The organism is Nocardioides palaemonis (assembly GCF_018275325.1).
In the GTDB taxonomy this organism is placed as follows: domain Bacteria; phylum Actinomycetota; class Actinomycetes; order Propionibacteriales; family Nocardioidaceae; genus Nocardioides; species Nocardioides palaemonis.
Genome location: NZ_JAGVQR010000003.1, coordinates 329,286 through 351,571, shown reverse-complemented (window position 1 = coordinate 351,571; position 22,286 = coordinate 329,286). Strand labels below are relative to the sequence as shown.

Genomic DNA, 22,286 nt, shown 5'->3' with positions numbered 1-22,286 from the left:
GCGGGGCGCAGGGGAGACCACGCTGTCCTAGGTCGATGCCACGACGTGGTGCAGCCAGGCGTCAACTCGCTCGGCGCCACACGTGTCCGAGACGTGGCCCCTGACGCGGTCGAACGGGGTGAATCTCTCGGACACGTGTCCAGGGAACCGCTCAGCCCTGCCCGGGCCAGAGCGAGTGGTAGGCGTTGATCGCCGGCTGGCCGCCGAGGTGGGCGTAGAGGACGTGGGAGTCGGCCGGGATGTCGCGACTGGTGACGAGGTCGACCAGGCCGGCGAGCGACTTCCCCTCGTAGACCGGGTCGGTGATCATCGCCTCGAGCTGCGCCCCGAGCGCCATCGCCTCCATCGTCGAGTCGACCGGGATGCCGTAGAGGTCGCCGGCCCAGCCCTCGAGCACCGTGATCTCGTCGTCGCGCAGGTCGCGGCCGAGCTCGATCAGCGCGGCGGTGTGCCGGGCGATCCGCTCGACCTGGGCGCGGGTCTTGTCGAGCGTCGCGCTGGCGTCGATGCCGAGCACCCGCCTCCGGACGCCGGTGAGGTCCTCGAGGGCGGCGAAGCCCGCGACCATGCCGGCGTGCGTGGAGCCGGTGACGGTGCACACGACGATCGTGTCGAAGGTGACGCCGAGCGCCTTCTCCTGCTCGGCGACCTCGAAGGCCCAGTGGGCGAACCCCAGCCCGCCGAGGCGGTGCTCGCTGGCGCCGGCCGGGATGGCGTACGGCGTCCCGCCGGACTCCTCGACCTCGCGGATCGCGTCCTTCCACGAGTCCCGGATGCCGATGTCGAAGCCGCTGTCGTCGAGACGTGAGTCGGCACCCATCATCCGGCTGAGCAGGAGGTTGCCGACCTGGGTGTTGGTCGGGTCGTCCCACGGCACCCACTTCTCCTGCACCAGGCGGCACTTCAGCCCGAGGTGCGCCGCGACCGCCGCGACCTGGCGGGTGTGGTTGGACTGGTAGCCGCCGATCGACACGAGCGTGTCGGCGCCGCTGGCGAGCACGTCGGGGACGATGTACTCCAGCTTGCGGACCTTGTTGCCGCCGAAGGCCAGGCCGCTGCTGACGTCCTCGCGCTTGGCCCACACCGTGGCGCCGCCGCCCTTCGCGGCGAGGTGCTGCGTCAGCCGGTCGAGCCGGTGGACGGGGGACGGGCCGAAGGTCAGCGGGTGGCGGGGGAACTGCTCGAGGATCACGGGGTCTCCTGCGGATCGGTCTCGGGGTCGGTCTCGGGGTCGGTCTCGGGGTCGGGGATGAGGTCGGCGAGGTTCTGCCAGGTCCGGAACGACACCTCGGCAGCCGCCGTCGCGTCGCCGCGGGCGCAGGCGTCGAGCAGGCGGTCGTGCAGCCCGACGGACTCCACGGCCTCCGCGGAGGCGAACCGCAGCCGCTCGAGGCGGCGCACGACCGGGCTGAACTGGTCGAGCACCGCGGCGACGGCGCGGTTGCCGCAGGCCGCGACCGGCACGGCGTGGAAGTCGTCGTCGGCGGTCAGCGCCGCGTCGGTGTCGCCCGCCGCGACCGCGGCGGCGAAGCGCTCGTTGGCCGCGCGCATCAGGTCGAGGTCGGCCCCGGTCATCCGCTCGACGGCCTCGGCGACGGCGAGGCGGTGCATGCCCGCGACCACGGCCTGGGCGTCGCGGACCTCCTCCGGGTCGATCTCGGCGACGACCGTGGACCTGCCGGGAGCCGTGCGTACGAGCCCGGCGTCGGCGAGGCGCAGCAGCGCCTCGCGCACGGGCGTCCGGCTGACCCCGAGCCAGCTCGCCAGCTCCGTGTCCCGGAGCACCTCGCCGGGGGCGAGCGTGCCGTCGACGATGGCGTCGCGCAGCCGGTCGTGGACGGTGTAGCGCAGCAGCGCGGGTCGGATGCTCGGGGCAGGCGCGGGTACCGGCATGCAATATATTGCACATCGCTGAGCGCCGGCTGGTCAAGGGGTAGTCCAGTGGCGGACCGTCGCGACATCGGCCTCCGGACAGCGTTTCGCCACTGGACTACCGCGGCGGGACAGCCGTTCGCCACTGGACTACCCCGACGGGGGCTGCCGGGGACCCCCCGGGTGCGGCACGCTGGCTCCCGTGCTGACCGTCGTCATCGCGCTGGCCGCCAACGTGGCCATCGCCGTCCTGAAGAGCATCGTCGCCGCGCTGACCGGGTCGGCGTCGATGGTCGCCGAGGCGGCCCACTCGTGGGCCGACGCCGGCAACGAGGTGTTCCTGCTGATCGCCGAGCGACGTGCCGAGAAGCCCGCCGACCGGACCCACCCGCTGGGCTTCGGCCGCGAGGCCTACGTATGGTCGATGATCGCCGCCTTCGGCCTCTTCGCGGTCGGCGCGGCGGTCTCGGTCATCCACGGCGTGCAGTCGCTCGGCGCCGCGGAGGAGGAGGCCGACTACCTCTGGGCCTACGTCGTGCTCGCAGTGGCGTTCGTGCTCGAGGGCACGTCGTTCGCCCAGGCCCGTCGTGAGGTGCGTCGCGGCGCTCGCCGCGCCGAGGTGAGCCGGGCGAAGTTCCTCGACATCACCTCGAACCCGACCCTGCGGGCGGTCTTCTTCGAGGACGCCGCGGCCCTCGTCGGCATCCTGATCGCGGTCGCCGGCCTCGGCCTGCACCAGGCCACCGGGCAGCCGGTCTGGGACGCGATCGGCTCGATCCTCGTCGGCGTCCTGCTCGGCTTCGTCGCGATCTACCTGCTGCGCCGCAACATGGCGTTCCTCGTGGGCCAGATCGCCGACCCGCGCGCGTACGACACCGTGCTGGAGTGGCTGCGCGAGCGCCCGGAGGTCGAGACCGTGAGCACCCTGCACCTCGAGTACGTCGGTCCCGGCAAGGTCTTCCTCGTCGGATCGGTCGACCTCGTGGGCGACGACCCGGAGAGCGAGGCGGCCGAGGAGCTGCAGCGCCTCGAGGACCACCTCGAGCAGCGCGAGGGGATCGCCCGGGCGGTCCTCTCGCTGGCCGCACCGGGGCGGGAGCCCCGGATCGGGAACGAGCACGGGAACAACGCGGGTGGTTGAGCGTTGAACCAGTCATGAAGAAGATCGGGTTCCTCAACTTCGGCCACTGGACCGACTCCCCGCAGTCGGCCGTGCGCAGCGCCTCCGACACGCTCCTGCAGTCGATCGACCTCGCGGTCGCGGCCGAGGAGCTCGGCGCGGACGGGGCGTACTTCCGCGTCCACCACTTCGCCCGCCAGCTCGCCTCGCCGTTCCCGCTGCTCGCCGCCGTGGGCGCGCGCACCAGCCGGATCGAGATCGGCACCGGCGTGATCGACATGCGCTACGAGAACCCGCTCTACATGGCCGAGGACGCCGGCTCCGCCGACCTGATCTCGGGCGGCCGGCTCCAGCTCGGCATCAGCCGTGGATCACCGGAGCAGGTGATCGACGGCTGGCGCTACTTCGGCTACGCCCCGGCCGAGGGCGAGGACCAGGCCGACATGGCCCGTCGCCACACCGAGGTGTTCCTCCAGGTGCTGAAGGGCGAGGGGTTCGCCCAGCCGAACCCGCGCCCGATGTTCCCGAACCCGCCCGGCCTGCTGCGCGTGGAGCCCCACTCCGAGGGTCTCCGCGAGCGGATCTGGTGGGGCGCGGCCTCGGACGACACGGCCCGTTGGGCCGCGGCGCAGGGGATGCACCTGATGAGCTCGACGCTGAAGAAGGACGAGACCGGCGAGCCGTTCCACGTCCAGCAGCGCAAGCAGATCGAGGTGTTCCGGCAGGCGTGGCAGGACGCCGGTCACGCGGGCGAGCCGCGGGTCTCGGTGAGCCGGTCGATCATGCCGATCACCACCGACCTCGACCGGATGTACTTCGGCCGCGAGGGTGCGAGCACCGACCAGTTCGGCCAGATCGAGGCCGACCTGCGGGCCGTCTTCGGCCGGACGTACGCCGCGGAGCCCGACGTGCTGGTCAAGGAGCTCGCCGACGACGAGGCGGTGGCGGCGGCCGACACGCTGCTGCTCACCGTGCCCAACCAGCTCGGCGTGGACTACAACGCGCACGTGCTGGAGACGGTGCTCACCCAGGTGGCGCCGGACCTCGGCTGGCGCTGACCCTCCCGCGAGGCCTCACACGAGGGCGACGGCGGCCGCACCGAGGACGGCGGTCGCCGCCAGCGCCGTCCCGACCCGGGAGCGCACCCGCGCGGGCAGCACCACGAGCAGCATCGCGACCAGCACGAGCTCGGCGACGAGGCAGGTGAGGTCGAGCGGGCCGACCGCCTCGATCCGGTCGCCGGGGTAGATCGGGATCCCGTTGCCGCGACCGCCGGCGACCGGCAGGTGGTCGACCTCGTGACCCGGCCCGTGCGCCGGCATGAACCAGAGGTCGACGGTCCGGGTCGCGACGTAGGCCGCGACGACGACCGTGTTGCCGGCCACGGCCAGCACGGTGAGCCACACCGGCAGGACCCACCGCAGCAGCACGGCCAGCGCGACCTGGGCCACGCCGACCACGACGAACGCCGTCCCGAGCCACCACGCCTCGGCGAGGTGGGCGGGCGCGACGAGCAGGTGGATCAGGCCCGCGGCCGCGCTCCACGCCATCGCGACCGGCACGGCCACGCCGCGGGGGTCGAGCTCGTCGACCCCCGCATCCGGCTCGGTCGGGTGCAGGACGGCGGTCATGTCACAGGTCCCACTCGGGCAGCGGGTGGCACGGGTCGCCGAGCGGGTCGTTGCCCGGCGAGAGCGGGTTGCGGATCTCGAACTGCGCCATCATGTCGTGGTCCTCGTGGACCAGGTTGTGGCAGTGCATCATGTACTTCCCCTCGCCCGAGTCGAAGCGGATCAGCAGGCGCACGGTCTCGTTCTCGCCGACGAACACCACGTCCTTGGCGCCCTTCTCGTGCGCCAGCGGCGGCTTGCCGTTGCGGGAGAGCACCTTGAAGTCGATGAAGTGGATGTGCAGCGGGTGGTGCCAGCCGCCCGAGGTGTTGCGGATCTCCCAGATCTCCACGTCGTCGCGCAGCGGGTCGGCGAGGACCTTCGCGAAGTCGCTGGCCACGACGTCGTCCCAGGTGGTGCCGTTGATCGTCCACTTGCTGTTGGTGCGCACCAGGTCGAAGGTGCGGGTGCGGACCGCCTGGCTCTCCGCCAGCGCCATCGTGGGCTGGGCGGGGTAGAGCTGGGCGGGCAGCGCGTTGCTGGTCTTGGAGAAGGCGTCGTCGGTGACCTCGAACATCATCACCTTGTCGGTGTGGGTGTAGGTGGTGTTGTTCTTCGGCGAGCGGTTGCGCAGCGCGAAGCGGGTGCCGGGGGCGTACTTGGCGAAGTCGATCACCACCTCGTAGCGCTCGGCCATCCCGTGCCGGAACGACGTGACCTTCTGCGGGGCGGGCACCAGCCCGGCGTCGGTGGCGATCACCGACATCGACGCGCCGTTGTCGAGGTACCACGCGTAGGAGCGGGAGACCGAGGCGTTGAGGATGCGGAAGCGGTACTTGCGGCGCGCGACCCGCATCACCGGCCACGGCACCCCGTTGACGGCGATCACGTCGCCGTAGAAACCCTTCTCGTCGGAGTTGTCGAACAGCAGCGACCCGTCGGCGTTGAACATCGCGTCGGTCACGATCAGCGGCACGTCGTAGGCGCCGGTCGGGATCTTCAGCGATCGCTCCAGGCTGTCGTGGAGCTGGTACATGCCGGCCAGGCCCATGTAGACGTTCTCGGCCGTGTGGTGCAGGCCGTGGTCGTGGTACCAGAGGGTCCGCGAGGGCTGCCAGTTCGGGTACCGGTAGTCCTTCCAGAAGCCCGGGTTGGTGATGTCGCTGGCGTAGCCGTCGTACTCCGGCAGCGAGGCGGAGCCGTGCAGGTGCACCGACGTCCACGGGGTGTAGCCGAGCTGCGGGTGGATGGTCGGCAGGTTGTTGAGGTGGCGCACGACGACCTGGCGCCCGCGCTCGACGTGGAACGTGGGGCCGGGCACCGAGCCGTTGTAGCCCCACATCGGGGTCTGCAGGCCCGGGATCATCTCGACGGTCGTGGGCCGCATCTCGACGCGGTAGTAGTCGGTCGTGGCGTCCGACCGGGTGGGCAGGATGGTCGGCGGGATCCGGAACGGCAGCGTGAACGGCGTGGGCAGCGCGCTCTCGGCGATCCGGTTGGACAGCACCAGCGGCGCGGCCAGCGCCCGCTGGAGCGGCAGCGCGAGCGCTGCGCCCCCCAGCGCCGAGAGCTTGATCATGTCGCGTCGGTTGAGCTCCACGACCCCACCACCCCTTCGTCTCGCTGCTCGCGCGTCCCCTGCGCGACATCCGCATCGTGCGGGTGGACCCCTTGGGCGCCCCTTGGGGCCGGCCCAAGGCCGGCCCAAGGAGTGCCGGCGCACCCTGACCCCCTCGCACGCCTGCCCGGGGCGAGCCATCCGACGGGGCACACCATGGACCGCACGCCGCAGCACACCCGTACGTACCGCCGGACCGCGTGCCTGGCCGTCCTGTCGGTGGTCGCGGCACTCGGCGCGCTGCTGCCGGCCGCACCACCGGCCGGCGCCGCCGGCGTGGTCGGGGCCGGGTTCACCGTGAGCAAGGGCGACCTGACCTTCATCCTGCGCCAGATCCGGATCTCGGAGCGGCACGCCAACACGCTCACCGCCGCCGACCCCTGCGGCACCCTCGTGGGCTCCGGCCCGAACCAGATCCCCGACCGGCTCACGTCCTACGGCCTGCGCACCGTCGACGGGTCGTGCAACAACCTGTTCCCGGGACGCTCCCGGTGGGGCTCGGCCGACCAGGTGTTCCCGCGCCTGGTCGACCCGACCTTCCGCGAGGCCGAGGGCATCGACGCCGGCGCGCTCTTCCCGGGGAGTCCCGGCAAGGACGCCAGCAGCTATGCCCAGAAGACGGGGTCGGTCTACGACTCCCAGCCGCGGCTGGTGAGCAACCTGGTCGTCGACCAGACCGCCACCAACCCGGCCGCCGTGGCGGCCGCCGGCAACCCGGTCCGCACGCAGGGCAACAGCGGCGTGGTGCCCTGCCAGCCGGGGGGCGACCCCAGCGAGGCCGACCCCGACGGCACGCCCGACGGCTGCGTGGGGGCGGGTGGCACCCTGTTCATCCCGAACGTCACGACCGACGTGGGCCTGTCCCCGCCCTACAACTCGACGTTCACCTTCTTCGGGCAGTTCTTCGACCACGGGGTCGACCAGACGGTGAAGGGCGGCGCGACCGTCTTCGTCCCGCTCGCGGCCGACGACCCGCTGCGCACGCTGGGTCCCGACGGCAAGGCGGGCACCGGGGACGAGCTCGGCAGCGGCCCGCAGTTCATGGCGATCACCCGCGCCAAGAACCAGCCCGGGCCCGACGGCCAGATGGGCACGGCCGACGACGTCCAGGACGCCGACAACACCGACAGCCCGTGGGTGGACCAGAGCCAGACCTACTCCTCCCACGCCGCGCACCAGGTCTACCTGCGCGAGTACGAGCTCACCGACCCCGGCCCCGACGGCGTGCTGCACGACGACCCGACCACCGACGGCGTGGACGAGGGAGCGGACGACACCGACCCGGTCTCCACCGGTCGCCTGCTGGGCGGGCTCGGCGCCGGCGAGACCTACGCCGGCTCGCCCGACGGTCGTACCGGCATGGCGTCGTGGGCGTCGACGAAGCAGCAGGCCGCGCGCGAGCTCGGCCTCCAGCTCGTCGACACCGACGTGCTCGACGTCCCGGCGCTGCTCACCGATCCCTACGGCCAGTTCGTCCCCGGTCCGGCCGGTGGCTTCCCGCAGTACGTCTGCACGCCCAACGGCGGCGACTGCCCTGAGTCCGGTCTGGTCGAGGGCGACCCGACCGCCGACGGCGGCAGGGGCGTGCGCCCGCCGAGCAGCGTCCGCCACTTCCAGACGCCGTTCCTCACCGACATCGCCCACGCCGCTGACCCGTCGCCGGTCGACGCCGACCACAACCCCGGCACGCCGGCCGTGCCGGCCGTCCCGGACGCCGACGACACCGCCGGCAGCTCGACCGACCCGGTCGCGCCGGGGGAGTACGACGACGAGCTGCTCGCCTCGCACTTCATCGCCGGCGACGGCCGCGTCAACGAGAACATCGCGCTGAGCTTCGTGCATCAGGTCTTCCACTCCGAGCACGACCGGCTCGTCGCCGACATCGACGCGACCCTCCACCAGCCCGGCAACGAGTCGCTCCTCGCCGGGTTCGCGACCACCGCGCCGCCCGAGGGGGCCGGCGCCGGGGCTCGCGCCTGGTCCTACGGCGACCGCCTCTTCCAGGCCGCCCGCTTCGTCAACGAGATGGAGTACCAGCACCTCGTGTTCGAGGAGTTCGCGCGCAAGATGGTCCCGGCGATCCACCCGTTCCACGTCTACTCCCCGGACGTTGACCCGGCCGTCGACGCCGAGTTCGCCCACGCGGTCTACCGCTTCGGTCACTCGATGCTCGACGACGTGGTGGCGCGCCGCTACAACGGCGTGGACCACGACGAGTTCCTGCTCGACGCCTTCCTCAACCCGCCGATGTACTTCGACAGCGGCGACCCGGCGCATCCCTGGACGCCGGAGCAGGCGGCGGGCGCCATCGCGATGGGGTCGGCCGACCAGGTCGGCAACGAGATCGACGAGTTCGTGACGAGGACGCTGCGCAGCAACCTGCTCGGCCTGCCGCTCGACCTCGCGGCGCTCAACATGGCCCGTGCCCGGGACGCGGGCGTGCCGCGCCTCAACGAGGTCCGGCGCGAGCTCCACGCCCGGACCAACGACCCGTCGCTGGCGCCCTACGAGAGCTGGGCCGACTTCGGCAACCACCTCAAGCACCCGGAGTCGCTGGTCAACTTCGTCGCCGCCTACGGCACGCACCCGACGATCACCGCCGCGACGACCCTCGCCGGCAAGCGGGCGGCAGCCCGGGCACTCGTCGACCCCCAGCCCGGGGACACCCCGCCCGCGGACGCCGCGTCCTTCATGTTCAGCACCGACAGCACCCAGCTGACCGCCTGCCAGGAGCCCGACGCCGGGTGCGGTGACTGGTCCAGCACGGCGGCCGGCCGGAGCGCGACGGGTGTCGACGACGTGGACCTCTGGGTGGGTGGTCTCGCGGAGGTGACCAACCTGTTCGGCGGCCTGCTCGGCAGCACCTTCACCTACGTCTTCCAGACCCAGATGGAGAAGCTGCAGGACAACGACCGGCTCTACTACCTGGCCCGGACGCCCGGACTCAACCTGCGCACGCAGCTCGAGGGCAACTCGTTCACCGAGATCATCCAGCGCAACACCGACGGCACCAGCGCGCTGAAGGCGGACGCCTTCGGCACCGCCGACTGCCACTTCCTGCTCGAGCACCTCGCCGGCACGGCGGCCGGGTTCGCCCAGAGCGGCTCGACGGTCGCGGACGACCCGGCGACCCCCGACTGCAAGGAGAACCTGCTGCTCGTCCGCAACCCCGACGGCACCATCGCCTACAGGACCCGCAACACCGTCGACCCGTCCGGCATCAACGGTCAGTCGGTCTACGAGGGCACGCCCGGCGTCGACCGGGTCAACGGCGGCAACGACAACGACACCTTCTGGGGCGGCGAGGGCAACGACCGGATCGAGGGCAACGGCGGCGACGACGTGGCCCTGGGCGGGCTCGGCGACGACATCATCACCGACCTCGACGGCGCGGACATGCACCGCGGCGGACCCGGTGACGACGCCATCGACTCAGGTCCCGGCGACGACCTCGCCTTCGCCGGCGACGGGCAGGACGTGGTCAACGGCGGTCTCAACGACAACGAGACGTTCGGCGGCGAGGGCGACGACTTCATCATCGCCGGCAACGGCGCCGACGCGGTCTTCGGCGACGGTGGCAACGACTGGATCCAGGGTGGCAACGGCCAGGACCTGCTGATGGGCGACCACGGGGCGCCCTTCTTCGACGACCCGGGTGAGCCGCAGCCGGGCCACGACGTCTTCGTCGGCCAGCCCGGCGAGAACGACTACGACGCCGAGGGCGGCGACGACATCATGTCGCAGAACGCGGCGATCGACCGGAACGCCGGGGCCGGCGGCTTCGACTGGGCCACCCACCAGTACGACACGGTGGGGGCGGACGACGACATGTTGATCAACCAGGTCCTCGCCGGGCAGCCGCTCCCGGTCGTGGTCAACCGCGACCGGTGGGCCGAGATGGAGGCCAACTCCGGGTCCGCGCTCGACGACGTGATCCGCGGCGACGACGAGTTCCCCGCGGCGGTCCAGGGCGGGGGCTTCACCGGGTGCGACGCGCTCGACGCCGCGGGCCTGGCGCGGATCCCCGGCCTCGACGCGATCGTGCCCCCGCTGAGCGACCTCGACGTCGCGGCCGTGACCCTGCCCGGCGGAGGTGGGGTGCCGGCCCGGCTGACCGGGGCGGACCTCGGCGCCGGCGCGTTCACCGGGTCCTGCCCCCTGGAGGGCGACATCTGGGGCGACGGCAACATCCTCGTCGGCGGTGCGGGGTCCGACACCCTCGAGGGTCGCGGCGGCAACGACGTCATCGACGGCGACCGGGCGCTCGAGGTGCGGATCAGCGTGCTGGACGGACCGGCGTCGAACCCCGCCAGCGCGGAGATCGGCAGCACCGACCTGCTGGAGCACCAGGCACTGACCGGCACCTTCGGCGCCGGGACCGCCGGCAGGACGCTGCAGCAGGCGGTCTTCGCCGGGCTGGTCGACCCGGGCAACCTCCGGATCGGACGTCGCATCGTCGTCCCGGCCAGCCCGGGGGCGGTGGACACCGCGGTGTTCAGCAGCGTGCGCAGCGACTACACCATCGTGCCGAACGCCAACGGCTCGATCACGGTCGCCGACAACCGGACGGCAGCCCGCAACGACGGCACGGACACGGTCCGCAACGTCGAGCAGCTGCGGTTCTCCGACCGGACGGTCCAGCTCACCACGCCGCCCAGCCCGACCGGGGTGACCGCGGTGGCGGGCAACGCGTCCGCCACGGTGTCGTGGACCGACCCGGCCTCGACCAGCCTGTTCCCGGTGTCCGAGCACCGGATCCAGGTCGTCGTCGGCGGCAGCGTCCAGCGCACCGTCGGCCAGATCACGGGGGGTGCGCGGTCGGCGGTGGTCAGCGGCCTCACGAACGGCACGACGTACACGTTCCGCGTGATCTCGGTGAACGCCGTCGGCGAGAGCGCTCCGTCCGCGGAGTCCGGTCCCGTGGTGCCTGCCAACCCGCTGCCGCGGCTGGTGTCGACGACCCCCGCCGCCAGCGCTACCGGGGTCTCCGCCTCCGCCGACCAGGTCGGGGTGTTCGACCGGTCGGTGAGCAGCCCGAGCTGGACCAGTGCGGTCCAGCTGCGCAACACCGCGACCGGGGCGCTCGTGGGGAGGGTCGTGACCTACATCGACGCGACGCGCACCGTGACCGTCAACCCGAACGCCAACCTGGCGGCGGGCACGACGTACACGCTGACCTTCCTCGGCACCGGCGCGAACGCGATCCGGGACGCGGCGGGCAACCTGCTGCCGACGACCTCGATCACCTTCACGACCGCCTCCGACGCGACGCCGCCGGTCGTGGTGAGCTCGACACCCGCGGACGGTGCCACCGGGGTGGGGCTCGGCGCCAACACGGTCGTCAACCTCAGCGAACGGGTGGTCGGGGCGAGCACGTCGACGGTCGTGCTGACCAACGTGGCGTCCGGGGCGACGGTGTCCTCGGCGGTGACCGTCAACACGGCCGGGACCCGCATCACGGTCAACCCGGTCCCGTCCCTGACCCGCAACACGCTCTACCGGGTCACGCTGACCGGCGGGGCGGGAGCGATCAGGGACGCGCTGGGCAACCCGCTGGCCACGACGACCATCACCTTCCGCACCCGACCCTGATCCCCGGGGGACCATCGAGCGCGCCGTCCCCTCGTTGGCGTATATCGCTGCGACGTGCGCGGGGAGTGGTCTGGACCGGTGGTGAATCGCTGGGCGCCGTCGCGGCGGCCGTCCCAGAATGCCCTGTGGGCACCACCTCCTCCGGGCTCACGGAGGGTGGTCGACGACCGCTCACTCCGGGGGACGACGGACCAGAGGGACCGGCGACCCGCCGGGTGCTGGTGGTCGACGACCACCGGACCGTGGCCGAGCTGCTTCGCCTGGCGCTGGACGCGGCGCCGGGCCTGGGGTGCGTGGGCGTCGCCTACGACTGCCGCACCGCCGTCCGCCTGGTCGAGGAGCTGGAGCCGGACGTCGTGCTCTGCGACCTGCACCTCGGCGCGGAGCGGATGTCGGGGGTCGAGGTCGCGCGGGCGGTCCAGGCCACCGGGACCGGCGCCACCATCTTGATCACGGGCGACTCGACGGGGATGCGCCTGACCACCCTGCACGAGTGCGGTGCCAGCGGCCTGCTGGTGAAGGACGGTGACCTCCAGGTGCTGCTGGCGACGGTGCGCGACGCCCGGCGCGACCAGCTCGTGGTCGACCCGTCCCTGCTCCGGATGCTCTCGCGCCCGCCGATGGCCGAGGTGTCGCTCAGCCCGCGCGAGGGCGACGTGCTGCGGCTGATGGGACAGGGCAAGGACGTCGTGCGGATCGCCCGCGAGCTCGGCATCACCACGGCCACCTGCCGGGGCTACGTGAAGGCGCTGCTGCACAAGCTCGACGCCCACACCCAGCTCGAGGCGGTGGTCAAGGCGCAGTCGCTCGGTCTCCTCGAGCGGGCGTCGTGACCGGGCTCGGCCGACGCGCGGCCGCGGGCGCCGCGGCGTCCTCCACGTTTCGGAGGGTGGCGCTTCGTTGTGCCCTCATCGGGGTGGGCTGCCTCCTCGCCGTGTCGGCGGCGGCGTGGGTCGTGAGCCAGCAGGTCGCCGAGCGCGAGGCGCTGCGCGACGCCTCGTCCCGCGCCCGCGGCATCGCGTGGGGGGTCGCGGGGCCGCTGGTGACCGACGGCGTGCGGCGCGGCGACCCGCAGAGCCTCGCCCGGATCGGCGACGTGCTGCGCGCTCGCATCGCGGAGGGGCGGGTGTCGCACATCGTGGTGTGGGACGAGGACGGCCGGATCCTGTGGATGTCGCGGGGCGACCTGGCGGGGCAGTCCTACGACCTCTCCCGGGACGCGATGACCGCGCTCACCACGCAGCGGGCGGTCGCCCACCTGCCCGAGGAGACCGCCCCGCACGACGCGGACCTGTTCGCCGAGCCCGGTCAGCTCGAGGTCCTCGTCGGCAGCGTGGGAGCAGACGGGGAGCCGTTCCTCTTCGAGGCGTACCTGCCGGCCGACCGGATCGCCGCCGACCGCGCCGCCGTGCTGCCCAGGCTGCTCGGGCTGGGGATCGGGTCCGTGGCCCTGCTGCTCGCGCTGCTGGTGCCGCTCGCGCTCCGCCTCGCCGGCCGCGTCGACGAGGCCCAGCGGCGACGGACCCGGGCGCTCGGGCGCAGCGTGGAGTCCTGGCGCCACCAGCGGCTGCTGCTGGCCCAGGACCTGCACGACGGGGTGATCCAGGACATGGCCGCGATCAGCATGGGCATGTCGCTGCTGGAGGGGCGTTCGCTCGACGACGCCGCGTCCCGCGAGGTCCTCACCCGGGTCGTGGGCTCCGCGCGACGGGGCGAGGCGTCGCTGCGCTCGCTCGTGGTCGACCTCGCGCCCCGACAGCTCGAGACGCGGGGGCTCGCCGACGCGGTGGTCGACCTCGCCCGCCAGCACCGCGACCAGGACCTCGACATCACGGTGTCCTACGCCCGCGACGTACGCGTGCCCGACGGCAGCGGGATCCTCGCCTTCCGCGTCGTCCGTGAGGGGCTGCGCAACGTGGTCAAGCACGCGGCCGCCGGCTCGGTGCTCGTCGACGTCCGCCCCGGGGCGCAGGCGGACACGATCGAGGTGGAGGTCCTCGACGACGGCGCCGTCCCGCCCGCCGAGGGTGCCCTCGCGTCCGGCCAGGGCCTGCGGCTGCTCGCCGAGACGATCGAGGACGTGGGCGGGTCGCTCACCCTCGGTCGCGCGCCCGGGGGAGGCACCCGGCTGGCGGCCGTGATCCCGTTCGTGCGGACCCAGCCGGCCCTGGCCTGACCACCCCCACGTTGGGGGTGTGGTCCACCCTCGCATGGCGGTTCCGGCGGCCGGTCGTGGTTGCGATGCTTCTTCGCGGGGTGAGGTCCTCTCGGCGTGGGGCCGATGGTCGGGACCGCTGGGTGGGGAGGAACACGCATGAGCACGATCAGTCTGTTCGGTCCGGTGGGGGTGTCGCACGGAGCGTTCGTGGCCCGCGGTCCCGACTTCGGGGGGCGCAAGCCCGTGGGCGTGCTGGCGCTCTTGGCGCTGGCACCGGGCGTCCCGCGCACGCGCGACGAGATCGCGGAGGCGCTGTGGGAGGGGCGACCGCCCCGCGGCTACGTCGCCACGCTGCACGGCTACGTCAGCCTGCTGCGGCGTGGCCTGTCGATGATCGGGGCGGGCCCGGTCCTGGTGACCTCCGCCCACGGCTACCTCCTCGACCCGGACCTCGTCACCGTCGACCTGCACCAGGGGCTCGCGATGCTGGCGAGCGGTGACCCGGACGCGGTGCTCGACGCGCTGGACCTCGCGGCGCGCGGCCTGCTGGTCGACGTGCCCTACGCGGAGTGGGCGACGCGTGCGCGCAGCGAGTGGGACGACGCCGTCGCGATGGCCGCGACCCGCGCCGCCGGGGTCGCGCGCGAGCAGGGGGAGCCGCCCACGGCCGTACGCCTGGCTCGCGCCGCCCTGCGCTCGTCGCCCTACTGCGAGGGAGCACTGCGCGAGCTCATGTCGGCCCTGGCGGCCAGCGGCCAGACCGGACGAGCGGTCCAGGCCTTCGAGGAGGCCCGCGGGCGCTACGAGGCCGACCTGGGGGTGGGGCTCGGCCCGGAGACCGAGGAGCTCTACCTCCATCTCCTCCGTCCGCAGGCGACGCGGTCGGCCGGCACCGTGCCGGCCCTGATCCGGCTGCTGCGCGAGGCTCTGCAGGACCAGGCCGCCCTCGACCTCGACGACCCGGTGGTCCGCGACGTCAGCCTGGTGCTGATGCCGAAGCCGAAGCCGATGCCGGTCCCGCAGGCGGGGTGAGCGTCACGGGGCAGCCGACCGCAGCTTCTCCAGCAGCGGCCCGGCTGCCTCGGCGAGGAAGCGGTCCTGGCCCTCGTCGCCCACCTGCACGAGGGCGACGTCGGTGAAGCCCGCCTCCCAGAAGTCCGAGACCGCCTCGACGATCGCGTCGAGGTCGGGTCCGCAGGGGATGGACTCCGCGACGTCCTCGGGCCGCACGAACTGGGTCGCCCCCGAGAAGCCGGCGGGCGTCGGCAGGTCGGCGTTGACCTTCCAGCCGCCGGCGAACCACCGGAACTGCTCGTGGGCCCGGGTGATCGCGGCGTCGCGGTCGGGGTCCCAGCAGATCGGGATCTGACCGACCGCGCGGGCGCCGGAGCCGATGCGGGGTGCGCCCTCGGTGGCGTTCCACGACTCGACGAGGTCGGCGTCCGGCTCGACCGCGACCAGGTGGTCGGCCAGGGGAGCGAAGCGCTCGATGCCGCGGTCGCCGGCGACGGCCAGGGCGATGTCGACCCCCTGCTCGGGGAGGTCCCAGATGCGGGCGGAGTCGACCTGGAAGAACTCGCCGCGGTGGTTCACGAGCTCGCCGGTGTGCAGCGCACGGATCACCTCGATCGCCTCGGCGAGCATGTCCTGGCGCTCGGCGATCGCCGGCCACCCGGCGCCGACCACGTGCTCGTTGAGGTTCTCGCCGCTGCCCAGGCCCAGGGTGAAGCGTCCCTCGGCGAGCAGCTGCAGGGTCGCCGACTGCTGTGCGACGACGGCCGGGTGGTAGCGCAGCGTCGGACAGGTCACGTAGGTCATCAGGTCGACGCGTGAGGTCGCGTGGGCGACGGCCCCGAGCATGGTCCACGCGTGGGGTGCGTGGCCCTGCTCGGTGAGCCACGGGGAGAAGTGGTCGCTGGAGACCTCGAAGTCGAACCCGGCCTCCTCCGCGGCGACGGCGTAGCCGACCAGCTCGCGCGGCCCGCTCTGCTCGGTCATCAGGGTGTAGCCGAAGCGTGTCATGGTCTCGACGCTAGCCAGCGGCGCGGACCGGCCCACCACCCGCCGAGGTGGGCTGCGCGACGGTGCGGGCTGGTTGGCTGGGCGTGACCGACCACGTCGTCCAGGAGGACCGATGATCGACGCAGCCCATGACGCGAAGCCGACGGACGAGCAGGACGGCCAGGTGTCCGAGCTCGCCCAGGAGGCACCCGAGCCGATCAGCTCCGGGGACTCCGTCGCCGGGCAGCCGGAGCAGGAGTCCGGTGACGTCGAGGAGGGGGCCCAGGGGCCCAACGCGATCCCGGACGACCCCACCGGCAAGCACCCGCACCAGCCCTGACGACCCGGCAGGAGTGCGGTAGGAATGACCGCATGGGACGACCAGTGATCCTCGTCGTGGGTGCCGGACCCGGAGTGAGCGGCTCGGTGGCGCGCCGCTTCGCCGACGAGGGCCACGACGTGGCGCTCCTCGGGCGCGAGCAGCCGGTGCTCGACGACCTGGTGGCCGACCTCGAGCCGCGAGGGGTCGCCGTGGGCCATGCCGTCACCGACGTCACCGACGTCGCGGCCGCGCACGAGGCCGTACGCCGCTTCGGCGGGCACACCGGGCGCATCGATGTGCTGCACTTCAACCCCAGCGCCTACCGCGAGAAGGACCCGCTCGAGCTCACCGTCCCCGAGCTGCTCGAGGACGTCGCGCTCGGGGTCGGGGCGCTGCTCACGGTCGTGCAGGCGGCGCGGCCGTACATGTCGCGCGGCGCCCGGATCAGCGTCACCGGCAGCATGGCCGCCGACGAGCCGTGGGAGGGCGCGGCCTCGCTGGGCGTGCAGAAGGCCGGTGTGCGCAACCTCGTGCACAGCCTCGACCAGGCGCTCGCACCGGAGGGCATCCGTGCCGTCTCGGTGACGGTGCGCGGCACGCTGGCTCGCGAGGGTGCGTTCACGCCGGACCGCGTCGCCGACGCGATCTGGGACGCGGTCGCCCGCGACGAGGACGCGTGGACCAGCGAGGTCCCCTACGCGGGGTGAGCCGTCAGCGCCGACCGACCAGCAGGTAGGCGATCGGGCCGACGGGCTGCACCGAGAGCAGCGGCCCCCACAGCAGCTTGGGTCCGCGGACCATCGCGGCCGGTCGCTGCTTGAGGTCCTTGGCGCACCACGTGGTCAGGGCGACCTCGGCGAGGCCGGTCACCACGACGATCTTCTTCTGGGTGGGCGTCATGTCGGCCCAGGACTTCTTCGCCATGCCTCGCACCGTAGCGCGGCCGCTCAGGCCTGCCGGTCGTCCTGCTGGTCGTCCTGCTGGTCGTCGTGCTTGGCGACCAGCGTCAGCACGTCGTAGGTCGCGACCGGCTCGTCGTCGCCGTTGGTGACCAGCGCGTCCCAGCGCACCTCGCCGTAGTCGGCCGACGAGCGCGGCGTGACCTGCTTGACGGTGAGGGTGACGCGGATCGAGTCACCAGCCTTGACGGGGGTCAGGAACCGCAGGTTGTCGACGCCGAAGTTGGCCAGCACCGGGCCCGGGGCCGGGTCGACGAAGAGGCCCGCGGCCATCGACACGATGAGGTAGCCGTGGGCGACGATCCCGCCGAACAGCGGGTTCTGCGCGGCCGCCTCGGGATCGGTGTGGGCGTAGAAGGTGTCGCCGGTGAACTCCGCGAAGTGGTCGATGTCCTTCAGGGTGATGACCCGCGGCTCCGTGGCGACGGTGTCGCCGACGCGCAGCGTCGCGAGCGAGTGACGGAAGGGGTGCTCGGGCGTCAGCGTGCGCTGCGACCCGCGGGTCCAGCGGCCGGTCACGGCGGTCAGCATGTCGGGGGAGCCCTGGATCGCCGAGCGCTGCATGTGGTGCAGCACGCCCCGCACACCTCCGAGCTCCTCGCCGCCGCCGGCGCGGCCGGGACCGCCGTGCACCAGCATCGGCAGGGGGGAGCCGTGGCCGGTGGACTCCGGCGCGGCGTCGCGGTCGAGCACGAGGATGCGGCCGTGCCACGGCGCGAGGCCGAGGACGAGCGCGCGCGCGACGCTCGGGTCGTGGGTGACGACCGAGCCGGCCAGGGAACCCTTGCCGCGTGCGGCGAGGTCGACGGCCTCGTCGAGGGTGTCGTAGGACATCACCGTCGACACCGGTCCGAACGGCTCGACGTCGTGCGGCTCGACCGCGCCGGCGCGGGCGCGCAGCAGGACCGGCGCCATGAACGCGCCACGCTCGCCGTCGCCGAGGAAGCCGGAGGTCGCCGTGGGGTCGCCCAGCACGACGTCGGCCGACGAGCGGAGCGCCTCGACGGCCTTGCGGACCTCCTCGCGCTGGCCCAGCGAGGCCAGCGGGCCCATCCGGACCGACTCGTCGCCGGGGTCGCCGACGGTGATCGTGGCGAGCCTCGCGCGGATCGCCTCGGTCAGGTCGTCGGCCACCGCGGCGGGCACGATCACCCGGCGGATCGCGGTGCACTTCTGGCCGGCCTTGGCGGTCATCTCGGTGACGACGCCCCTGACGAAGAGGTCCCACTCCGGGTCGCCGGCGGCGACGTCGGGCCCGAGGACGGAGCAGTTGAGCGAGTCGGCCTCGACCTGGAGCGTCACGCCCCCGTGCAGCACCGACGGGTGCTGGCGCAGGATGCCCGCGGTGTGGGCCGAGCCGGTGAAGGCGACCGAGTCCTGGACCCCGAGGTGGTCGAGCAGGTCGCCGGCCGAGCCGGACAGCAGCTGGAGCGAGCCCTCGGGCAGGATGCCGGACTCGATGATCCGGCGCACGACGAGCTCGGTGAGGTAGGCCGTCTGGCTGGCCGGCTTGACGATCGACGGCAGACCGGCGACGAAGGCCGGGGCGAGCTTCTCGAGCATGCCCCAGACGGGGAAGTTGAACGCGTTGACCTGGACCGCGACGCCGGGGCGGGAGGTGTAGACGTGCTGGCCCATGAAGACACCGGTGCGCCCGAGCTGCTCGAGGTCGCCGTCGCAGACCACGACGTCGTTGGGCAGCTCGCGGCGGCTCTTGGACGAATAGCTGAACAACGTGGCGAAGCCGCCGTCGACATCGATCATCGAGTCGCGCCGCGTCGCGCCGGTGCGCAGCGACACCTCGTAGAGCTCGTCCTTGAGGCCGGTGAGGTGGGCCGCGAGCTCCTTGAGCAGCAGCGCCCGCTCGTGGAAGGTCATCGACCGGATCGCGGGCCCGCCCACGGTGCGTGCGTGGTGGGTCATCGCGCCGATGTCGAGCCCGGCGCTGGAGATCCGGGCGACCTCCTCGCCCGTGGCCGCGTCGAGCAGCGGATCGCCCTCCGAGGAGGAGGACCACCAGCGGCCGGCGGCGTAGCTCTCGAGCAGACGGGTCACGGGGTCTCCCTGGGTCGTGGGCGGTGTGCAGGCGGTGCTTTGCGTGCCACAGTGACTGGTGACACACTAATAGCAGACCGATCGGTCAGTAAATGGTGTCGGACCCCACCAGCGGAGGACGCATGACGATCACGGAGACCGCTCCCGACGAGGCCCTCCAGGCCCACTTCGAGGCCACCGTCGCACGCAACGAGCGGATCGAGCCGCGCGACTGGATGCCGGAGGGCTACCGCAGGACGCTCGTGCGGCAGATCGCCCAGCACGCGCACAGCGAGATCATCGGCATGCAGCCGGAGGGCAACTGGATCACCCGCGCGCCCAGCCTGCGCCGCAAGGCCATCTTGCTGGCGAAGGTCCAGGACGAGGCCGGGCACGGGCTCTACCTCTACTCCGCGGCCGAGACCCTCGGCGTCTCCCGGCTCGAGCTCACCGAGCTGCTGATCGCCGGCAAGCAGAAGTACTCCTCGATCTTCAACTACCCGACGCTGTCCTACGCCGACGTCGGCACCATCGGCTGGCTCGTCGACGGTGCTGCGATCTGCAACCAGGTGCCGCTGTGCCGCACCTCCTACGGTCCCTACGGCCGCGCGATGATCCGGGTCTGCAAGGAGGAGTCCTTCCACCAGCGCCAGGGCTACGAGCTGCTCGCGACCATGATGCGCGGCACCGACGCCCAGCGCGCGATGGTGCAGGAGTCGGTCGACCGGTTCTGGTGGCCCGCGCTGATGATGTTCGGCCCGCCGGACGACGCCTCGCCCAACACCGCCCAGTCGATGGCGTGGGGCATCAAGCGGCACACCAACGACGAGCTGCGGCAGAAGTTCGTCGACATGTCCGTCCCGCAGGCCGAGGCGCTCGGCGTCACGCTGCCCGACCCGGAGCTGCGGTGGAACGAGGAGCGCGGCCACCACGACTTCGGCCAGCCCGACTGGGAGGAGTTCATGGAGGGCGTGAAGGGCAACGGTCCGTGCAACGCGCAGCGGATGGCCCACCGCCGCCGTGCCCACGAGGACGGCGCCTGGGTGCGCGAGGCCGCGACGGCCTACGCCCGCAAGCAGGCCGGGAAGCAGGCCTCCGCATGAGCAACCTGTCCGCCGAGGGCGGCCACGGCGCCGTGCCGCTGGCCGGGGTTCCGACGGGGGAGGGCGTCCCCGCGCCCGAGCCGGAGTGGCCGCTCTACGAGGTGTTCGTGCGCGGCAAGCGCGGCCTCAACCACGTCCACGTCGGCTCGCTGCACGCCGCCGACGACCGGATGGCGGTGCTCCACGCCCGCGACGTCTACACCCGCCGCAACGAGGGCGTCAGCATCTGGGTGGTGCGGGCCGACGCGATCACCGCGTCGAGCCCCGACGAGAAGGACCCGATGTTCGCCCCGAGCGGCGACAAGGTCTACCGCCACCCGACGTTCTACGAGATCGCCGCCGACGTCCCCCATATGTGAGCCCACCCCACGACGTTCTCCTTCCCCCGCTGCGCTCCTCCAGGACAACGCCGCGGGGACCCCGACCCTCCTGACAACCTGCAGGTGAAGCCTTGGACTCCCACATCGACACCCCGCCCGAGGACGAGCACGACAGCGCCTACGCCGGGCTGCTCGTCAACGACGCCCACTGGGCGTTCGGCACCGACTTCGAGGACCCGCTGGCCGGGGTCGACACGACGATCCCCGACGGCGTCGACGCCGCGACGCTGGCGACGTACGCCCTCATGCTCGGCGACGACGCGCTGGTCATGTCGCACCGGATCTCGGAGTGGACCAGCAACGCGCCGGACCTCGAGGACGACATCGCGCTGTCCAACATCGCGCTCGACCTGCTCGGCCAGGCGCGGCTCCTGCTGGCCCGGGCCGCCCGGGCCGACGAGTCGCTGCTCCCGGCGCTCCCCGAGGGCGCGCCCACGCCTCCCGAGGACGCGCTCGCGTTCTTCCGCGAGGCCCACCAGCTCCGCAACGTCCGCCTCGCGGAGGTCGTCAACGGCGACTTCGCCGAGGCGACGGTGCGGGTGCTGCTCTTCTCGGTGTGGCGCCTGGCCCTCCTCGAGCGGCTGCGCGACAGCCGCGACCACGTCCTCGCCGCGGTGGCCGCGAAGGGCGTCAAGGAGGTCACCTACCACCGCGACTACGCCGCCCGCTGGTTCGTCACCCTGGCCGGAGGCACCGACGAGTCGCGGCGCCGGCTGGTCGCGGCGCTCGACCAGCTGTGGCCGCTGTGGCCCGAGCTCTTCGACACCCACCCGGTCGAGGCGGCCGCCGCCGAGGCCGGCGTCGGTGTCGACCCCGCCACCGCCAGCGTCGCCGCGGAGGCCGTGCTCGACCAGGTCCTCGGTGCCGCCGGGCTGGAGCGACCGCAGGTCGCCCGTCGCGCCGGGGTGCTCGGCCGTACAGGTCGCGACGGGATGCACGGCGAGCCGCTCGGCCGGATGCTGGCCGAGATGCAGTCTGTCGCCCGCGCCCACCCGACGGGGCTGTGGTGACCGTGGCCCGCACGGCGGAGCGGGCCCGCGCGGCGGCCGGACGGGTCACCGACCCCGAGCTGCCGATGCTGACCCTCGTCGACCTCGGCGTGCTGCGCGACGTCGACGTCGTCGGTGACGCGCACGTCGTCGTCGACATCACCCCCACCTACTCGGGCTGCCCGGCGATGGCCGCGATGCGCGACGACCTCGTCCGCGAGCTGTCGTCGGCCGGCTTCGACCGCGTCGAGGTGCGGGTCAGCCTCGACCCCGCGTGGACCACCGACTGGATCACCCCAGCCGGTCGCGCGGCGCTCGCCGCCGCCGGGATCTCACCGCCCGGGCCGGCGCCGCGCACCGACGGGCCGATCCCGCTGACCCTGCTGCCCACGGCCCGCCAGGTCCGGTGCCCGCAGTGCGACTCGCCCGCCACCGAGCTGGTCTCGGAGTTCGGGTCGACCGCGTGCAAGGCGCAGTACCGCTGCACGGCCTGCCTCGAGCCGTTCGACCACGTGAAGGAGATCTGAG

Annotated in this window: 19 protein-coding genes; 12 read left to right on the top strand and 7 right to left on the bottom strand. The window is 72.8% G+C overall.

The window, feature by feature from the left end:
- Positions 1-151 precede the first annotated feature (151 nt).
- Positions 152-1,192: a 1-aminocyclopropane-1-carboxylate deaminase gene (locus KDN32_RS14015; RefSeq protein ID WP_211732866.1), complete on the bottom strand. Its 1,041-nt coding sequence runs from the start codon at positions 1,190-1,192 to the stop codon at positions 152-154.
- Positions 1,189-1,893: a GntR family transcriptional regulator gene (locus KDN32_RS14010; RefSeq protein ID WP_211732865.1), complete on the bottom strand. Its 705-nt coding sequence runs from the start codon at positions 1,891-1,893 to the stop codon at positions 1,189-1,191. Before KDN32_RS14010 ends, KDN32_RS14015 begins: the two co-directional genes overlap by 4 nt.
- Before the next feature lie 181 nt (positions 1,894-2,074).
- Between KDN32_RS14010 and KDN32_RS14005 the strand changes: the two genes are divergently transcribed.
- The gene (locus KDN32_RS14005) at positions 2,075-3,013 is read left to right on the top strand and encodes a cation diffusion facilitator family transporter (protein WP_307854092.1); all 939 of its coding nucleotides are present in this window, start codon (positions 2,075-2,077) and stop codon (positions 3,011-3,013) included.
- Positions 3,014-3,027: 14 nt separating this feature from the next.
- Positions 3,028-4,050 (top strand): LLM class flavin-dependent oxidoreductase, encoded by a 1,023-nt coding sequence (locus tag KDN32_RS14000; protein WP_211732864.1) that lies wholly within the window; start codon positions 3,028-3,030, stop codon positions 4,048-4,050.
- A 15-nt stretch (positions 4,051-4,065) separates the two neighbouring features.
- Here KDN32_RS14000 and KDN32_RS13995 read toward each other — a convergent pair whose 3' ends face one another.
- Together KDN32_RS13995 and KDN32_RS13990 are read right to left on the bottom strand one after the other, a co-directional pair.
- Positions 4,066-4,623: a hypothetical protein gene (locus tag KDN32_RS13995; RefSeq protein WP_211732863.1), complete on the bottom strand. Its 558-nt coding sequence runs from the start codon at positions 4,621-4,623 to the stop codon at positions 4,066-4,068.
- Between the two features lies 1 nt (position 4,624).
- A complete protein-coding gene (locus KDN32_RS13990; protein ID WP_211732862.1) occupies positions 4,625-6,202 on the bottom strand; it encodes a multicopper oxidase family protein in 1,578 nt (525 codons plus the stop codon).
- A 174-nt stretch (positions 6,203-6,376) separates the two neighbouring features.
- Here KDN32_RS13990 and KDN32_RS13985 point away from each other — a divergent pair, with 174 nt between their 5' ends.
- From KDN32_RS13985 to KDN32_RS13970, 4 genes are all read left to right on the top strand, one after another.
- Positions 6,377-11,812 (top strand): peroxidase family protein, encoded by a 5,436-nt coding sequence (locus KDN32_RS13985; RefSeq protein ID WP_211732861.1) that lies wholly within the window; start codon positions 6,377-6,379, stop codon positions 11,810-11,812.
- Positions 11,813-11,937: 125 nt separating this feature from the next.
- Positions 11,938-12,645, top strand: a complete 708-nt coding sequence (locus KDN32_RS13980) for a response regulator transcription factor (RefSeq protein ID WP_211732860.1) — start codon at positions 11,938-11,940, stop codon at positions 12,643-12,645.
- Positions 12,646-12,767: 122 nt separating this feature from the next.
- The gene (locus KDN32_RS22950) at positions 12,768-13,988 is read left to right on the top strand and encodes a sensor histidine kinase (protein WP_211732859.1); all 1,221 of its coding nucleotides are present in this window, start codon (positions 12,768-12,770) and stop codon (positions 13,986-13,988) included.
- A gap of 138 nt (positions 13,989-14,126) precedes the next feature.
- Complete coding sequence (locus KDN32_RS13970) at positions 14,127-15,002, top strand: AfsR/SARP family transcriptional regulator (protein WP_211732858.1); 876 nt, start codon at positions 14,127-14,129, stop codon at positions 15,000-15,002.
- A gap of 3 nt (positions 15,003-15,005) precedes the next feature.
- Here KDN32_RS13970 and KDN32_RS13965 read toward each other — a convergent pair whose 3' ends face one another.
- Positions 15,006-15,992 carry an LLM class F420-dependent oxidoreductase gene (locus tag KDN32_RS13965; RefSeq protein WP_211732857.1) on the bottom strand — a complete coding sequence of 329 codons (987 nt, stop codon included), beginning with the start codon at positions 15,990-15,992 and terminating at the stop codon, positions 15,006-15,008.
- Between the two features lie 112 nt (positions 15,993-16,104).
- Between KDN32_RS13965 and KDN32_RS13960 the strand changes: the two genes are divergently transcribed.
- Positions 16,105-16,311 (top strand): hypothetical protein, encoded by a 207-nt coding sequence (locus KDN32_RS13960; RefSeq protein ID WP_211732856.1) that lies wholly within the window; start codon positions 16,105-16,107, stop codon positions 16,309-16,311.
- Positions 16,312-16,343: 32 nt separating this feature from the next.
- Positions 16,344-17,000, top strand: coding sequence for an SDR family oxidoreductase (locus KDN32_RS13955; RefSeq protein ID WP_211732855.1), 657 nt, complete (start codon positions 16,344-16,346; stop codon positions 16,998-17,000).
- Positions 17,001-17,004: 4 nt separating this feature from the next.
- Here the strand turns inward: KDN32_RS13955 and KDN32_RS13950 are convergent, their stop codons facing one another.
- Complete coding sequence (locus tag KDN32_RS13950; RefSeq protein WP_211732854.1) at positions 17,005-17,217, bottom strand: PLDc N-terminal domain-containing protein; 213 nt, start codon at positions 17,215-17,217, stop codon at positions 17,005-17,007.
- A 23-nt stretch (positions 17,218-17,240) separates the two neighbouring features.
- Positions 17,241-19,307 carry a phenylacetic acid degradation bifunctional protein PaaZ gene (gene paaZ / locus KDN32_RS13945; RefSeq protein WP_211732853.1) on the bottom strand — a complete coding sequence of 689 codons (2,067 nt, stop codon included), beginning with the start codon at positions 19,305-19,307 and terminating at the stop codon, positions 17,241-17,243.
- A gap of 122 nt (positions 19,308-19,429) precedes the next feature.
- On the opposite strand from paaZ, the gene paaA reads away from it, so the two are divergent.
- From paaA to paaD, 4 genes are all read left to right on the top strand, one after another.
- Complete coding sequence (paaA, locus tag KDN32_RS13940; RefSeq protein WP_211732852.1) at positions 19,430-20,389, top strand: 1,2-phenylacetyl-CoA epoxidase subunit PaaA; 960 nt, start codon at positions 19,430-19,432, stop codon at positions 20,387-20,389.
- Entirely contained in the window at positions 20,386-20,748 is a 363-nt protein-coding gene (paaB, locus tag KDN32_RS13935) for a 1,2-phenylacetyl-CoA epoxidase subunit PaaB (protein ID WP_211732851.1), read from the top strand. Before paaA ends, paaB begins: the two co-directional genes overlap by 4 nt.
- Before the next feature lie 92 nt (positions 20,749-20,840).
- Positions 20,841-21,779: a 1,2-phenylacetyl-CoA epoxidase subunit PaaC gene (gene paaC / locus KDN32_RS13930; RefSeq protein WP_211732850.1), complete on the top strand. Its 939-nt coding sequence runs from the start codon at positions 20,841-20,843 to the stop codon at positions 21,777-21,779.
- A complete protein-coding gene (paaD, locus tag KDN32_RS13925) occupies positions 21,776-22,285 on the top strand; it encodes a 1,2-phenylacetyl-CoA epoxidase subunit PaaD (RefSeq protein ID WP_307854090.1) in 510 nt (169 codons plus the stop codon). The genes paaC and paaD overlap by 4 nt, the downstream gene beginning before the upstream one ends.
- The last annotated feature ends 1 nt before the right edge of the window (position 22,286 follow it).

Coding starts and splice junctions, on each gene's coding strand:
- KDN32_RS13965 (WP_211732857.1), bottom strand. CDS start 15,992: ATGACACGCTTCGGCTACACCCTGATGACCGAGCAGAGCGGGCCGCGC.
- KDN32_RS13995 (WP_211732863.1), bottom strand. CDS start 4,623: ATGACCGCCGTCCTGCACCCGACCGAGCCGGATGCGGGGGTCGACGAG.
- KDN32_RS14000 (WP_211732864.1), top strand. CDS start 3,028: ATGAAGAAGATCGGGTTCCTCAACTTCGGCCACTGGACCGACTCCCCG.
- paaB (WP_211732851.1), top strand. CDS start 20,386: ATGAGCAACCTGTCCGCCGAGGGCGGCCACGGCGCCGTGCCGCTGGCC.
- KDN32_RS13950 (WP_211732854.1), bottom strand. CDS start 17,217: ATGGCGAAGAAGTCCTGGGCCGACATGACGCCCACCCAGAAGAAGATC.
- KDN32_RS13985 (WP_211732861.1), top strand. CDS start 6,377: ATGGACCGCACGCCGCAGCACACCCGTACGTACCGCCGGACCGCGTGC.
- KDN32_RS13970 (WP_211732858.1), top strand. CDS start 14,127: ATGAGCACGATCAGTCTGTTCGGTCCGGTGGGGGTGTCGCACGGAGCG.
- paaA (WP_211732852.1), top strand. CDS start 19,430: ATGACGATCACGGAGACCGCTCCCGACGAGGCCCTCCAGGCCCACTTC.
- KDN32_RS13955 (WP_211732855.1), top strand. CDS start 16,344: ATGGGACGACCAGTGATCCTCGTCGTGGGTGCCGGACCCGGAGTGAGC.
- KDN32_RS14010 (WP_211732865.1), bottom strand. CDS start 1,893: ATGCCGGTACCCGCGCCTGCCCCGAGCATCCGACCCGCGCTGCTGCGC.
- KDN32_RS13960 (WP_211732856.1), top strand. CDS start 16,105: ATGATCGACGCAGCCCATGACGCGAAGCCGACGGACGAGCAGGACGGC.